This is a genomic window from Agrilactobacillus composti DSM 18527 = JCM 14202, from assembly GCF_001436375.1.
GTDB classification, from domain to species: Bacteria; Bacillota; Bacilli; order Lactobacillales; family Lactobacillaceae; genus Agrilactobacillus; species Agrilactobacillus composti.
On record NZ_AZGA01000018.1, the window covers coordinates 35,651 to 50,514 of the forward strand.

Annotated in this window: 18 protein-coding genes; 7 read left to right on the plus strand and 11 right to left on the minus strand. The window is 42.8% G+C overall.

The window, feature by feature from the left end:
* Positions 1-28 precede the first annotated feature (28 nt).
* Both FC83_RS05125 and FC83_RS05130 read right to left on the minus strand, forming a co-directional pair.
* On the minus strand, positions 29-619 hold the full coding sequence (locus FC83_RS05125; protein WP_035451854.1) for a DJ-1/PfpI family protein: 591 nt from the start codon (positions 617-619) through the stop codon (positions 29-31).
* Between the two features lie 110 nt (positions 620-729).
* Positions 730-1,242 carry an isochorismatase family protein gene (locus FC83_RS05130; RefSeq protein ID WP_035451853.1) on the minus strand — a complete coding sequence of 171 codons (513 nt, stop codon included), beginning with the start codon at positions 1,240-1,242 and terminating at the stop codon, positions 730-732.
* Positions 1,243-1,464: 222 nt separating this feature from the next.
* Between FC83_RS05130 and FC83_RS05135 the strand changes: the two genes are divergently transcribed.
* Positions 1,465-2,238, plus strand: a complete 774-nt coding sequence (locus tag FC83_RS05135) for a TraX family protein (RefSeq protein ID WP_035451852.1) — start codon at positions 1,465-1,467, stop codon at positions 2,236-2,238.
* 123 nt (positions 2,239-2,361) lie between these two features.
* Here the strand turns inward: FC83_RS05135 and FC83_RS05140 are convergent, their stop codons facing one another.
* The 4 genes from FC83_RS05140 to FC83_RS05155 form a co-directional block, all read right to left on the minus strand.
* The gene (locus tag FC83_RS05140; protein ID WP_057002474.1) at positions 2,362-3,261 is read right to left on the minus strand and encodes a quinone oxidoreductase family protein; all 900 of its coding nucleotides are present in this window, start codon (positions 3,259-3,261) and stop codon (positions 2,362-2,364) included.
* A gap of 1 nt (position 3,262) precedes the next feature.
* Entirely contained in the window at positions 3,263-3,697 is a 435-nt protein-coding gene (locus tag FC83_RS05145) for a hypothetical protein (RefSeq protein WP_035451849.1), read from the minus strand.
* 76 nt (positions 3,698-3,773) lie between these two features.
* Positions 3,774-4,595 carry a helix-turn-helix domain-containing protein gene (locus FC83_RS05150; protein WP_057002475.1) on the minus strand — a complete coding sequence of 274 codons (822 nt, stop codon included), beginning with the start codon at positions 4,593-4,595 and terminating at the stop codon, positions 3,774-3,776.
* 115 nt (positions 4,596-4,710) lie between these two features.
* Positions 4,711-5,091: a winged helix-turn-helix transcriptional regulator gene (locus tag FC83_RS05155; RefSeq protein WP_052004542.1), complete on the minus strand. Its 381-nt coding sequence runs from the start codon at positions 5,089-5,091 to the stop codon at positions 4,711-4,713.
* Positions 5,092-5,275: 184 nt separating this feature from the next.
* On the opposite strand from FC83_RS05155, the gene FC83_RS05160 reads away from it, so the two are divergent.
* Together FC83_RS05160 and FC83_RS05165 are read left to right on the plus strand one after the other, a co-directional pair.
* Complete coding sequence (locus FC83_RS05160) at positions 5,276-6,292, plus strand: zinc-binding alcohol dehydrogenase family protein (RefSeq protein WP_057002481.1); 1,017 nt, start codon at positions 5,276-5,278, stop codon at positions 6,290-6,292.
* A gap of 127 nt (positions 6,293-6,419) precedes the next feature.
* Positions 6,420-6,611: a hypothetical protein gene (locus FC83_RS05165; protein ID WP_035451848.1), complete on the plus strand. Its 192-nt coding sequence runs from the start codon at positions 6,420-6,422 to the stop codon at positions 6,609-6,611.
* A 686-nt stretch (positions 6,612-7,297) separates the two neighbouring features.
* On the opposite strand, the gene FC83_RS05170 is transcribed toward FC83_RS05165, so the two are convergent.
* A complete protein-coding gene (locus FC83_RS05170; protein ID WP_057002476.1) occupies positions 7,298-7,819 on the minus strand; it encodes a sigma-70 family RNA polymerase sigma factor in 522 nt (173 codons plus the stop codon).
* A gap of 180 nt (positions 7,820-7,999) precedes the next feature.
* Positions 8,000-8,797, minus strand: coding sequence for a hypothetical protein (locus tag FC83_RS05175; RefSeq protein ID WP_156405567.1), 798 nt, complete (start codon positions 8,795-8,797; stop codon positions 8,000-8,002).
* Between the two features lie 207 nt (positions 8,798-9,004).
* On the opposite strand from FC83_RS05175, the gene FC83_RS05180 reads away from it, so the two are divergent.
* A complete protein-coding gene (locus tag FC83_RS05180; RefSeq protein WP_035451846.1) occupies positions 9,005-9,739 on the plus strand; it encodes a hypothetical protein in 735 nt (244 codons plus the stop codon).
* 188 nt (positions 9,740-9,927) lie between these two features.
* Here the strand turns inward: FC83_RS05180 and FC83_RS05185 are convergent, their stop codons facing one another.
* On the minus strand, positions 9,928-10,284 hold the full coding sequence (locus tag FC83_RS05185) for a hypothetical protein (protein WP_057002478.1): 357 nt from the start codon (positions 10,282-10,284) through the stop codon (positions 9,928-9,930).
* Positions 10,285-10,832: 548 nt separating this feature from the next.
* On the opposite strand from FC83_RS05185, the gene FC83_RS05190 reads away from it, so the two are divergent.
* From FC83_RS05190 to FC83_RS05200, 3 genes are all read left to right on the plus strand, one after another.
* Entirely contained in the window at positions 10,833-11,252 is a 420-nt protein-coding gene (locus FC83_RS05190) for a phage holin, LLH family (RefSeq protein WP_035451844.1), read from the plus strand.
* 8 nt (positions 11,253-11,260) lie between these two features.
* On the plus strand, positions 11,261-11,842 hold the full coding sequence (locus FC83_RS05195; RefSeq protein ID WP_161633785.1) for a GH25 family lysozyme: 582 nt from the start codon (positions 11,261-11,263) through the stop codon (positions 11,840-11,842).
* Between the two features lie 231 nt (positions 11,843-12,073).
* Positions 12,074-13,555, plus strand: a complete 1,482-nt coding sequence (locus FC83_RS05200) for a polysaccharide deacetylase family protein (RefSeq protein WP_035451843.1) — start codon at positions 12,074-12,076, stop codon at positions 13,553-13,555.
* A 273-nt stretch (positions 13,556-13,828) separates the two neighbouring features.
* Here the strand turns inward: FC83_RS05200 and FC83_RS05205 are convergent, their stop codons facing one another.
* The gene (locus tag FC83_RS05205) at positions 13,829-14,497 is read right to left on the minus strand and encodes a hypothetical protein (protein WP_035451842.1); all 669 of its coding nucleotides are present in this window, start codon (positions 14,495-14,497) and stop codon (positions 13,829-13,831) included.
* A 28-nt stretch (positions 14,498-14,525) separates the two neighbouring features.
* A partial coding sequence (locus FC83_RS17185; RefSeq protein WP_162260643.1) for a hypothetical protein occupies positions 14,526-14,864 on the minus strand: 339 nt, incomplete at its 5' end.

Here is a 14,864-nt window from a genome sequence, read left to right on the forward strand (position 1 = left end):
TATTTATTTTTTTATTAAAAGAATAATTCTAGGCAAACGGATTGCCATATTGCTGGCAATACTTATAAAAGCCCAACGAATATAGCGCCGTTGCCTTGTCCACCCCTTGGTCAGGCAAGAAGTGCACCATTTTCAAAACCAAGTTGGTAAAAGGTAGTGCAGCGGTGCCATTGGCGGTGACCAGGTTGCGGTCAGCCACTGCTTGGGTGGCTACAAAATCGGCTGGATTTGTATAAGCTGAGTCTTGTTGCCACAAATATTGGGCATTGCCGGTGTGGCGATAGCCGGTCAACAAGCCGTTTCTGGCTAGGTAATCCACGGCACCGCAAATGGCTGCGACGGGTTGATGCTGGTTTAAGCGCTTGGTAAGTAGGGATTTGAGGGTCTGATTTTCCAAAGCCCAAGATTTACCGCCAATCAAAACTAATAAATCAGCATCTTGGGGGATGTCAGCCAGTTGGTAGTCCACGGTCGTCTGCAGGCCGCCTAAAGAAGTCACTTCAGGGGCGATTGAGGCCGTTTTGACGAGCCACTGGTCGGTTTGATTCAGGTAACTGGTTAAATAACAGCCCTCATAATCTGCGTAGTGATTCATCATAACAAAAACTGCTTGTTTCAAAACAAAACCTCCCAGCACATTTGAACATTTGTTCCATATTAATGGTACACTGGCAACCTTGAGAATGCAATATACTTCCAGCAGGACTAACATACGTTAAGCGTCTTGATTTATTGACTGTCGGCTTCCAGCACGGTCTTGGGCAGCACTTCGGCAAAGGTGCCAGCCCAGATATGTTCGTGGTGTTTGATGATTTGTTGGGCAGTCAGATCCGGTGCGTCCAACGTGGAATCTAGACCCTGAATAATAGCCATTTGAAAACCCAAGTCATGGCCCACCCGAAGGCTAGAATCAATGCAATATTCCGTCTGCAGGCCACAGACTTCCACGGTATTGGCCCCAAAGTCATGCAACACAGCGGCTAAACCCGTTTGGAAAAATGGATCAGAATGATATTTTAAAATAACCCGGTCATTTGCTTGGCGTTGTAAGTTAGCCACCAACTGCCAATCATGGTTGTCATAAATCATCGTATCGTCGTTATGCTGGACGAAAATCACAGGATGGTGGGCTTGATGATAGGCGGCGATTCGCTGATTGATAGCACCTACGAGTTGGTCGAAATGATAAGCTTTCTGTAACCCATATTGCACGTCAATGACCACTAAAACATCTTTGAGCATAATTGATTACTTCCTTTTGTTCTATTGTAACTGTTAGCAGGCAATTTAACCATCGGTGACACTATGGGGTTTGCCCGCTTGTTTTAAAGTACGCTGAACACTGGGGCGCTCACCCTTGCTTGAACCCGGCCAAACTTACAAACAGATGACAAAGTTGTTCGTTGAAAACACCCTCTAAAATTTATACAATATTTTCATGAAAATTTTTAGGAGGCTGTATTTTTGAATTTGCTAAAAAGAGGGTTAACGTCGTTTGATCTAAAAATGATTGGGATTACCTTAATGGTGCTGGACCATATCCATCAAATGTTTTACTTTGTCGGCGCCCCCGATTGGTTTTCAATGCTAGGACGCTTGGTAGCGCCAATTTTCTTATTCCTATCTGCAGAAGGGTTCCACTACACCCACAGCAGAAAACACTACATGATGAACTTATTAGTGGGCTTTTGGATCTGTAATATTTCCTTCACATTGATTGCCCGACTCTTGCCGAACCCCAAAGTGGTGTTAATGAACTCCATCTTTGGGACGTTATTTTTAGGTTTATGTTTTATGTGGGTTTTAGACGGATTCTTTGGAAAACGTAAGTATCCCGGTAAAGCGGTTTTGGGCTTATTGGGGTTAATTGCCTTAACAATACTGCCGTTGCTTTTGATGAGTAGTCTACATTTATCCGGCATGGGGCTGAGCGTTTTATTGACCCTGCTTCCTTCGCCAATGCTTGTGGAAGGCGGCCCGGTCTTTATTATCACTGGGGGTCTGTTATACCTATTTCGGGAAAAACGGTGGGCCCAATATCTGGTCATTATCATTTTAAGCGTGCTGTCTTTTATCACCAATGGTAAAGGAGATTATCAGTGGCTAATGGTCTTCTCACTGATTCCCATCGCCTTATATCACGGCCAACAGGGTAAAAAAGACAAATGGTTCTTTTATATTTTTTATCCCGTGCATATTTTGATTTTATATGCAATTTCCAGTCTTTTCTTTGTATAGTATACAAATCTCTGCAAAATACATTCAAGTTGTCAATATACTTTGCAGAAATCTGGATAGTTGTTCGTTCAATAAGCACAAATAAACAACCCCCGGTCAAATTTCCGGGGGTTGTTTATGCCATTAAGCAAATTGGACCAGGGTTCGGCCCCGTTTAGCGGCGCTTAAAACGTGGTGCTGGGCTATTTGAATGTCTTGATAGCTATAAGTGGTATCAATATAAGCTTTCAAATCACCATTTTGCAATAAGGCCAGGATCTGCTGGTAACTTGTTGGGGCCAGGGGATGATTGCTAAATTGCACCCGGATGTCGGCGCGATGGGCGGTGTAATCTGGCAAGCCGGCAACTAAAAGTTGACCGCCGGGTTTTAAGACGGTTTCTAACTGGGTCACCAGCGGGATATTGCTGGTGAGGTCGAAGAGATAATCCATAGCTTGTCTGGGGATGGCGGTCGCCTCTTCGTAAACAGTGGTCTGCTTAAAGTTAGTTTTGATAAAGGCCGCACTTCTTTTAGAGGCCAATATGTGGACTTGCACTCCAGCTCGAGTTAATAATTGCACCAGATACGTTCCCACGCCCCCAGAAGCACCGAGGATGACTGCCGAGTCGCCGGACTGAATGCCGGATGTCTGCCAAAATAGCCAGGCGGCGTCCGCTCCACCGATCACGGTGGCACCGGCGGCCAGAGACACAGATTCAGGTAAAACAAAGGTATACAAGGGAATGGTAGGCACCACATATTGTGCAAAACTACCCTGGGGTGTTACACCGATGACCCGTTGGCCAACTTTGTGGGTGTTCAAGGCCCCGGCTTGAACCACGGTGCCGGCAAAACCATAGCCAATAATGCGCGGTAGGGCCACTTGACCCAAGGTCCCTTGTTCACCCAGGATGTCGTAGGGCAAAACGGGATTATATTTAACTTGAATCAAGTTGGTCATGGGATTGGACTGGGGTTGGGGTAGCGTTTTTAGCGTAAGGCTGTCAATGCCGTTGAAATCTTGTTGGACGATGGCTTCCATGTTACACACCGCCTTCTGAAAACGAGCTGGTTTCTGCCAATTGGGCTAAGTTGGTCAAGTTGATATTAAAAGCGTGTTTGGCGATGGGGGCCAATAAGGTCAGCGGTAATTTTAACCTGTTTTCACCCACGAGATAAAAGCTCTCTTGAATCACAGTTTGCCCGTCTTCAGCTACCAAGGTGAAAATCAAATCATAAGCGATGCGACCGCCTGTGCTGCGATAGAAAATTTGGTTAGCTTGACTGCCGATGGCAATGTGTTCCCTTTGATTCAAAGCTGAGCCAGACCGCTGAAGCCAGAACCCATTAGCATCGTTGTTAACGGTACTGACTTCTGGATCCCAGCGTAATAGTTGTTGGGGATTGCTTAGGATCTGTTTGATAGTGGCAACGGTAGCGTGGGTGGCAATAGTATTAGTAAAAAAATCTTTGGTCATATTAAAAGACCTCCTTTATTTGATGGCCTTAGCTTACAAAAATTAGGGGGTCTTGAAAAATAAGCATACTAATATTTTAGAAATCTTTGAAAATCTTTTCGTGAAACAGGTCTTGGATAAAGGTTTGCCGTTGACTGGCCTCTAGTTGTAGATCGGATTGGGCACTGGCCTGGGCAACGCGAGCTAGTAAGTAGTAATAATTGGCTAATAAATAATGGGAATCATGGTCACTGGTAAACTCAATCCCTTGATTGACCCAATCCAGACTGGCCTGTAACTGATTTAGTTTAAAGTAGCCTAAAGCAATCAGGTAAAATAAAACATTTTGATTGGCGTCATAGTTTGTCTCAGCTAATGCCTTGACAGCGAGGGTGAAATTTTTGGCCGCAGTCTGGGGTAAATTTTCCGCCGCGGCGATATACCCCAGCGAAGCTTGACCTAACCGGGTCAAAGTCGTGGGATTTTGCGCTCCAGGTCCAGCCAAGGACAATTGCAGGGATTCTTTAGCAGCTGTTAAACCCTGGGTATGCAATTTGGCAACGCCTAGATAATAATAGTAGGCTTGGGTTTGTTGGTCAGTTTGAATGCTGGCTAAAACACTATCCTGGGCTAGAAAAGTCAATAACTGCTGATAGTGGTGCTGGTTACATAAGTCATTTAAAGTCTGATCGAAGTTTTGATTGGCACTGATATTGAAATTTTGCGCCAAACTAATTTGATCCAAACTTAGCTTCAAGCGCTGACACAACGCAATCAACAGCTGGGCATTGGGCATATAGCGGCCGTGCTCAATAGCCGATAACATGGGTTGCGAACAGATACCTGATGCCAGCTGTTTTTGCGTTAAATGTTGTTGGTGTCGCGTTTGTTTTAAAATTGCGCTGAAATCTGTGGCCATGGTGCCCATCTCCGTTTCTTGGGGTTACGCCATAAACTACCATAAAAGCTGACCGAAGGCAAAAGTGAATTGTCTGGGGTCAGCTTTTGGTCTGATGATAAGAAAGGGGATTAAGTTATACCTGAATAGATTGCCGGCAACTGGTGACTTTCGGATGCTGGGGGCCAATCACGTTGTTGTAATGGGTACCCCAGTTAACCATGGCTTGAATGACCGGTTCAAGGGTTTTGCCAAAATCTGTCAGGCGATATGCCGTCTTTGGTGGGGTTACTTGGTAAACTTTTTTATGGATAACGCCATCTGCTTCCAACTCTTTCAGCTGTAAAGCCAACATGCGTCTAGAACAGTCGTGTAAAGACCGCTGCAAGTCCCCAAAGCGACAGGTCTTTTCTTGAAGTAAATGGTATAGAATGACACTTTTCCATTTGCCGGAAATGATTTGTAAGGTACTTTCAACCGGACAACCAGGTTCACAATCATAAATATGTCGTTGCATGGCGATATACCTCCTTCATTAAAAGTTGAATATGGATAAAGCATAACTGGTTCTGTCTTACCATAAGGTTGCTGATTGGGCAAGGGAAGAAGATGTAACTAGTCACTATAATTTCAGTATTGGCAGTTTCGGCAATACTGCTACCATGGAAGGTGTTAGGGGGAAATTAAAGATGACAAAATATATGGAAGCTATTGGTTTTACCAAACACTTACCAATTTCGCAAGCAGATAGTTTAGTGGCATTTGAATTACCTATGCCTAGTCCTGAGGCGCATGATTTGTTGGTTCAGGTGACCGGTATTTCAGTGAATCCAGTGGATGTAGGGGTTCGGCAAAGTGGCTCAGCTGTTTTAGCCCAACCTAAAGTGATTGGCTGGGATGCAGTGGGGACTGTGGTGAAAACTGGCGCTGACGTCACATTGTTTCAACCCGGAGACCGGGTCTTTTATGCCGGGTCCTTTAAGCGTCCCGGCAGCAATAGTGCCTACCAACTGGTTGACGAAAGAATTGTGGGGCACGCCCCCCAAAAGCTCAGCGATGCCCAAGCAGCAGCTATTCCCCTCACGGCTTTAACCGCTTGGGAGGGTTTGTTTGAACAACTAGAAATAGATCCCACTGCCAAAAAACGCAACGAACAAAAGACGATTTTGATTATCAACGGTTCTGGGGGTGTGGGCTCCATGGCCACCCAGTTAGCGCATTGGGCTGGCTTAAAGGTGATTGCCAGTGCCTCTCGGCCAGAGACCATTCAATGGGTCAAAGCCCATGGCGCTGATCAAACTGTTAATCATCGCCATGACTTAGTGCAAGAGGTTAAAAAGTTAGGCTATTCCTATGTGGATTACATTTTTGAACTGAATAATTTGGATGCCCACTGGACGGAAATGGCCCGTTTAATCAAACCCGGTGGCCGGATTGCGTCAATTACTGAGAATCGAAAATTAGTAGATTTAAAGCAATTAACTAAGAAACGGGCTAAGTTTGCTTGGGAGTGGATGTTTAGTAAGTCATATTTCCAAACAGAAGACATGCAAAGTCAACATGATATTTTGGAGAAAGTTGCTCACTTGTTGGATAGCGGCCAGCTGGTAACGACTATGACGCAAACATTCAGTCCAATCAACGTCGCTAATCTCAAAAAAGCCCATGCAATCGTTGAAAGTAATCACGAAATTGGGAAGGTTACACTGACGAACTGAGTGGAATGTAGCAAAAAGGCCACACGAAATCGAATTTAATTTCGCATGGCCTTTTTTAAATGAAGCTGTTAATATTTAATATAAATCAATCGAAGCTACTACGGCAGCATAGAAGGGATGAGGCGACATGGGACAGATTGGCACAACAATTTTAGGCATTTTATTAGTTATACTGGTTTATAGTGTCATCTGTTTCATCATTGCCCTCATCGCAACTTTATTCTGGAAATTAAAGGGTAAAGAATCTTTCACTGAAGATTTTTGGGGCAATTTCTGGGAACTATTTTCTAACATTATCAATCCCTTGAATTGGTTTTGAAACATTTATTTGAAATCAGAAGGTTTGTTACCTCTAATAAAGATATACCAGCCAAGATAAGAAATGAAAACTAAACCAACAATGCCAATGAGGACATGATCCATGATGATCAAAAGTATCTGGGTAACACGACACAAATAAGATAAATAATACCTAATACAATTTTTGCTGATTTGCTCATTTCAAAGCCCTCCTTGCATGAGAAAGACTAACGCTTAAGTGGCAGCACAGTTATTTAGCTACCCTAATTATACCACCATACAAAAAGACCACACGAAATCGAAATTGATTTCACGTGATCTTTTTTTCTCTGAGAAGTACCTGGCAACTAAATTGGACTAGGCGTGATGGTGCAGATTAAAGTGCGATTCGGCGCACAGTAATAATATTGATGAATCATTGACAATCCCATGGTGCAATCTTTATTGATAAGCTCATAATTGATATTGCAGCAAACTTATGCGTAAGATTTAAAGCGAGTCGAAACAACGAACATAATCCTCATTGTCTGTGCTATTGATGGTATCGCGGGCTTTAGCCTATCACGCCTAGTCCTCCCCCTGAAAATAGTGGCAGGTCTTCTAGATACATCTTTAAGTGTACCACCGATTAGGCGGGATTAATCTTAAGATTAATAAAAAAAGTTTAAGAAAGAGATAAGATTTAAGCGCTTTAATGTCTAAAAATCACCGCAACAGGCGTAAAATCTTATTGCGATCATACCGTAAAGTCCGGGCTGGACAGTCTAAATCCACCGCCAACTGACTCAAAGGCTCACCTTGCCACATATGCCGCACTAAAACGGCTTTTTGTCGTTGCGATAATAATTCTTGAATCTGCCCTAGGCGAATAGACAGGGCGATCAAAGACTCTGGGAAGTTATAAGCCAAGTGATCAGATTCCGGGGGTACTGTAGCATCTAAGCTGGCTTGGGTGTGGTCACTAAGCCACATGTCCCGGCGCAAAATATTGCGCAAATGCCAAATGATAGCTTGATAGGCATAGCAGTTAAAAGCCCGCTCACTAAAGGTCTCGTGTTCTTGACAGAAGCGGTGGTAACAGGTCACATAAACCAGCTGCCCCTCTTGGGCCAAATCCTCGTAATCCGGGCGATTGCGCCAAATATTGGCTTTCTTCAAAGCACCGTGAATCACGGCTTGGTTGGCCAGGGCCAATTCCCAGGCCCGTTGTGTTGTGGTTGAATCCATTGCGACATCCTCCAAAAATATGATGCCACAAGCGCTTGTGGTAAGGCTACTATAACAAGGCCACCAGCCCAGCGCTAACCCACACAAGTCGGGGAAAAGGCTGATAATTCAAGTCCTTCGTTGGGGGTGGTGCAGATTGGGACTGGTGGTGACGGGGATTTGGCAGACTTACGTCGGATTTTAACAACGGGATTTTTTTCGTAAGTTGGTATGAAATGCGGCCACCCGATCAGTGTAGTCAACTGAGTCGTATTCACTTTTTGGAAAGGCACAACTTAGAAACACCTCAAGTTGCGCAGCCTGGTAGGCCGGTACTAAGGGTTCAGCCTGGGCTAGCCGCCGATGGTTTGGACAGTCACAATTGTTATAACGGCCCAAGATTTCATTATCTGCCTCATGGAGGTAGCCACTTTCATACATTTCCTTAAGAATCTGAATGGAGTACTGACAGATGAGCACAGCATCATGTATTTTAGTTTCAAAATCGTGATAATCGAAAACCTGCGCTTTGATACCCTTGTCCCACAGTAGTTCGGTGGCTTTATCTAAGTCCCGTATCGTATGGATATGGCGGCCGTTGATCCAGTCGCAATTACCGCGGAAGGGGCTGGCCATGGGGATGAAGAGACTGCGGCCATAGACCAAAGGGACAACGCCATTGGCGATATGTAGCATGTTCCGATAAATTCGGGCTTCCCGTATGGTTCCCAAGCTAGTATCTTGCAGGCGGGCAATGAGTTGCCGGGTCGTCTTTTGCGTGGCGATCAGCCCACGGTTTTGGTCCACCACCAGGGTGTTAAAAGCAACAGCTTCTTGGCTCGTGTCATAGAGCAGAAGGGTCGTTTGTTCAATTTGAACGGTTTCGTCGGCTTGAATATCGGCGTCAAATAGGCCTTGGACAATGCGATGCTTGGTCAACGTATCAGAAAAGTGAACTTGAATCACTGGTGATTTTGTTTTTATTTTGGATGCTCCCATTCTTTGTCGTTTTTATAGCAAGAAGAGTTTAACATTTCGTGTACGCAAAAAGCAAACTTTATTTTTATAATAATGATTTAAGTCATCATTTAGATACGAAATTAAATTATTTTAATATGCTAACAGCTAATAAAATTTGATAATGGTATACTTGGCTTGTGGTGGGAATGCGCAGTAATCAACAAAATAAGGGGAGGTATTTTGCAAATGAAAAAATGGTTGTTTTATATTTTATTAACATGTGGTGCTTTATTGCTTGGTAGCGTCACCAATATTAATCCTGCTCAGGCCAGCAATGCCGGTTTGACTATTGTGGCCAATCCAGACACAACAGCTGTCTTCAATTCTGGGCATCAGCCCACACCGATCTATTCGGAGCCGACGTTGACCAAACGCACTGGATTAGCGTTGCAGACGGAAATTGGTACATGGCCAATTGTGCGGGTCGCGAAAAGTGGGCGTGTTATTAAAGCCCTGGATTTAGGTAATAATCAATGGGTAGATCCGGCATACAGTCGCAAAGTCGTCATGGGTTCTGGGGATTATTTAGAGGTGCTCACCGCTGGCGCTTATAATCCAATTTATCGAGATTGTTTAGGCGTGAATCGTGCGGGCAGTCTAGATACGGATCATTACCACGAGTGGCGCATCAACAAAATTGCTTATGATGGCAATACTGGCGCCATTGCAGGTGTGGACCTTGGGAACAATCAGTGGTTGTTGGCGAAAACTAAGGGGCAATACCTCATTCCCAAAATCTTATACTTCCAAGCTGGTACACTAATGTTTACCCGAACGAACCAAGCTAAAGGCCAGCTCAGCGCCACGCTGCCATACAAAGTATTCGGCGCTACGATTGTGGGTTACCAAGGTGTCAGTGTTAAATTGGGTACAGAAAATCAATGGGTAGTCTATCAGCTAGGTTCAACAAGCCCGTTTTAAGCATTGTAAGCCTTGAACCTAGTGCTTCTTGAACGCAAAAGTGCCTTGGTATTCAGATGTTAGGTCTGGTTGCCAAGGCACTTTTTTAGGTAGGCCACGGATATTATTGGGTGTCATCGCTAACTGTCGCGGGGTGCAAGCGAAGATGTATTGCGCACGTATGTTCAGAGGCGAGTAAAAAAATAAACTTAGTGCTTACGCTTGGTATGATGCGGGACACGTTTACCGGCAAGGGCCAGCGCCAAATCCTTCTCAAATAACAGACGGTCTGCAGGCATCATATCAGAAACGTAGGCCAAAGCCTGATAACGGTACTTGGACAGGGTGGTTTGGCGCCCAGCAACTTTTTCTAATTTAGAAATATGATGAGTTTCCCAAGCATCGACACCACTATTGAGGGTTTCTTGTAGTAGCAACAGATCGCTGTGGGGTGCTTTTCGCAAGAAGGTCCGAGCTGTGGACGCTGTTGCTTGAGCTGTATAGCGATAAGCATGTTTTTGGCGGAATTTTTTTTGCGCTTCGTAGTTAATATTTTTGTTTGTCATGATAATAGATCTCCTTTATATTTTCTGTCAAGGTGCAGTTATTCATTGAATAACCTTTGATGGCGCATCTAAGCAATAAGTGGCGGCATGCTAATTAAAGTTGATAGGCCGACCCATGCTCTGTATTTGATATAAGGGCTATTTAACCAAGAATGCCGTCATATCGACCCGGGCAGAGTTTTGAGCAAGCCATCAAGCAAAGTGTCATATTGCTTTGATAAGTCCATCATAAAACTTTACGTTGAGCTTGTAAATAACTTTTTTCGCCTTTTTGTGTTTTCATAAGTTTACAAGTGATATTTAATGTTCAGAAGCAACTTATTAAAAATGGAATCCGGCGTCATATCAAGCTTTAATCGCCTTTTGAAAAATAAAAGGAAACTTTACATAAGCTGAAACGTAAAAAAAATACATGATAATCCGGCTAGTTAATTATCATGTATGGGCCATTAAGCTATTGCACCCACTGAAAGGTGTCGTTATGATTGGCATTACGCGCGTATTTCAATTTTGAGATCTCAAAAACTAATTTGAAAGGAGGGATTTCATTGAAAATATCATGGTATGTTATTTTTTATCAAGTTGTATTGCCCATTGTTATTCTCGTAATTAGCGGTTACGTTATTCCGCTGATTAGAAACTTCGCAAGGGCACAGAAGAATCTGACTAAGAAACAGGAACTGAATGCTTTAGCCGATATTCTGGACGTTGTCACTAAAATTGCGAATGCCCAAGTGATCCAGACAGAAGCCAGACAAACCACTGGGGCAACGGGTATTGATAAAAAGCAAGTGGCCGTCAAAGGGACTAAAGCACAGGCCCAACAATTAGGGTTAGATATTCGAAAAGTTGATGTGGCAAGTATTGTTGAGTCAGTTTTTTCAAGAAATAAGCAGGCGCTTCATAAAAATTATGCAGGCAAAGTACCAACTTTAACGCAACTGAAGCCGCTGAACGCTAAGAGGTGAGTATGATCATGGCCAATTTATTTGCAGACGTCAGTTCCTATCAAGCTTCGGATATTGCTGCCATCCAAACTTTGGGGGTCTTGGGAGTCGTTGTTAAGGCTACGGAAGGTAGCGCAACGGGAACGGCGTACCAGAACCCAAAAGCCCTAACGCAAACACAAAGCGCGCTAGCCGTTGGTTTGCAGACCCACTTGTATCACTATGCCCGATATACCAGTGGACAAGATGCGCGTAACGAGGCAGATTTTTTCTCAGAATATGCCCAAGCGCTGGGGTTCAATGGTGATTGTGTGCTAGTTGCCGATGTGGAAGATCCAACTTTAGTAACAACCGGTGTTTACAACAATACAGTGGCGTTTTTACAGCGATTAAGGGAATTAGGCTGGACCAAATTAGCGGTCTATAGCATGGCCAGCTGGTTTTGGGCAAATCGCTTACCCACCAATGATGCGATTTGGGTGGCCAACTATGGTGCAGCTAGTGTTGGGGTCGAAGGTGCCACTGCCTGGCAATTTACCAATAACTATCAGGGGTTACCTTTAGACATGTCCTATGACTATACCGGGCTGTTTACCACGCCGCAGTTTTGATTGCTAGCTATTTGATTTTGGAGTCATCTTCATCAGAAGATGGCTCTTTTTTAAATTACAAGGGGAAAATTCATTATTTATTATCATGTATCGTGACGTATTATCATGTACCGTCGCCAAACCTATTGTATGCGTCAACTTAATGATTTAATCTAATAATCGAACACGTGTTAGCAACAAACATCCCCGATCAGGATGACAACAAAAAAATAAATTACGAGGTGTTTTATTATGAATTATTTTAGTGACAACGGCGGCAGTGTAACTTTTGAAAACAAGACATTGGGTTGGCAGATTATTAGAGATGGTTTTGTACCTGATAAATCTTTCGACGCAACGGCATTTACCCCAGGTTTTACAACCAGTGCTTCTGGCACTGGGATTATTAAGTTTTATGAGCCTGGAACAACAATTGGAGCACAATATAAGGATGAAATTATGTCTGATGTGCTATTACCACAGATTGCGGCATATCAGACTGCTGATGATTTTTGGATTTTTAATTCTGATGCCTTGAATGATCCAACCAGCAATTTTACCGGTCGTCGAATTTACTGCTGGCAAGGTGAGAACGTTTATAATACGTTCAAATTTGGCCGTCATGTAGTGAAGCAGATTGATGCTAACGGCCCTTATACCATTCACAATCAAGGTTACGCCGGGATGGTCGGCGGTATTCAACAAATTGACAACGTCTATTTTATCAATGTGGGCGGTGATCAATGGGTTCGACGCTACGACTTATCACAAAATCAGACCGAGTGGTTTGGGAATGCTAACAGTTTTGACGATTACCAATTGGCCGAAAACCTAAACATTCCACAAGGTGCCAGCGTTCTGAGCAGTGTGTTTGTAGATGAGCAAAAAGTTGTGGGCACTTATGATGGCTCTGAGACAAAAAATTGCGTTGAAGTCAATGGGCGCAAATATGCTAAAGTGTCAGGGGGCTATGTGTCTGATCAACCAGTTTTTGCCAATATTCCGGATACTGGCAATAATTCTGGGAATGGTCAGTTTATCACTTTGGGGTACCACGATTTTAGTGCCACTGATACATCAAGTGATACGGTCTTAGACTATCCTGCTTTTAAAGCTGAAATGGATTGGATTCAAAACAATGGGTACCATACTTTAACCGAAGATGAAGCTTTAGGAGCTTTACTTGAAGGCAAAACAATTCCAGAAAAATCAGTTTTATTAACTTTTGACGATTATTATCCAAGCTGGAATAACCCTATTGGCGACAATCCAAGTATGATTGAAACTTTACAGGAATATGGATTTAATGCATTGTTATTTCTGACAACTAAGAAAGTCAGCGATGGCGGAGCCTGGGATTATCTACGACAATTGGATAAAACTCAATTTGCCATTGGCGACCATAACTATACCCACATTCCTGACGACATGCTATCTGATGACGATTTGGTGGCTCAAGTTTCGGATTCTAAAGATACGCTTGAACAACAGTTGCAAATTCAGGTACGATCTTACGCTTATCCGTATGGTAGTCGAAATGATAAGGCAAGATTACAATTGCGTAAAGCCGGTTATAAAGCAGGATTTAACTTTGGATATGGTAGCAATAAGATGGATCCAGCAGGTGATAATTATACCCATGGTGTCCGTGAAAACTTACTAGAAAAGTATAATCTAACTCGTGTACCAGTTAATAATGGAAATAAATATAGCTTTAATTCAATTTTTGGTTAAATATTCTAATATGTTAAATCAGGATTGAACTCAAAGGAGCTCCCACTCAAGGATGAAAAAAATTGAATGAGAGCTCTTTTTATTGTCAAAACCAACAATAAAAAGAAGCATTATCTAAATTGCCATATAAATAAAAAGTCGGGCTGGGACCAATATCAAAACAAAGGTCAGAATCATGGGGGGAAATAAGTGTGGTGAACAATCATAATGAAATAATCCAAAATATAGAAATCATTGTTTTTTTACAGTAAATCTTCTTAAATTAAAATAACATTATCTATTCCTGGTAAGCGTACTGTCAAGATAATAAGCAGGAATCCATTGGTTAGCACCGATGTCAAACCAAAGCCCTGAATCATAGGAAAAATAGACTTGATTCAGTGTAAAGGAATCTCCAGGATCAACCCATTGAGTGGGTGTTTGATAGGCTGGCGACTGCCATAATGCGACTGGGCCACTATTTTGTACAGTTGCGATATAGTCACTGCGATATACCATAGTCCAAGGTAAATCTGATGTAAAGCCTATGCCATGATACATACCTAATCCCTTAAAGGTAACTTCACCCACTGGTATTTTGATAGCTTGTTTATTGTTTAGAAATAAGTTTGGACCAACTTCATAAGACTCATCAGCGTAACCGATAGTATAATAATCGTTGTTAGTACTTACACTAGGAATGAACCAGTTTCCCTTATATGCATTTGAAACTTTCCATACAGAAAGACCTGGAACATATGAGTCCGTGGGTTCAGTATCAAAGTAATTTGTTGTATGGGCAAGAAACTTTGGGTAACTAGCGTCAGTTAATGCTAAAAATGAAGAATCTCGAATGGGAAATACTACTTCATCATCCGCAGCAGAAACGGACTTCGCTGGAATCAATGCGAATAATAATGCTGAAGCAACAAGTAAGATAAAGCCTAAAATTTTCTTCCTCATAATTAAATTCCTCCATAGTTTAAAAATATCAGCTGGTTGGCACTAGGGTATTATCAAGATAGTAAGCCGGAATCCATTGATTAGCGCCAATGTCAAACCAAAGTCCAGAATCGTAGGAGAAGTAAGCTTGATTGATGGTAAAAGTTTCTCCGGGATTAACTTGTTGTACGGGAGTTTGATAGGCCGGTGATTGCCAAAGGGTCACGGGACCGTTATTTTTCACTGTGACAATGTAATAACTATGGAAAATCATTTTCCAAGGTGAATCATCATTGAAGTCCTTGCCGCGATATACGCCAATTTCTTTGAACGTTATTTTATTAGCAGGAATTACAATGGCTTGATAGTCTGTTAGAAACATATCTGG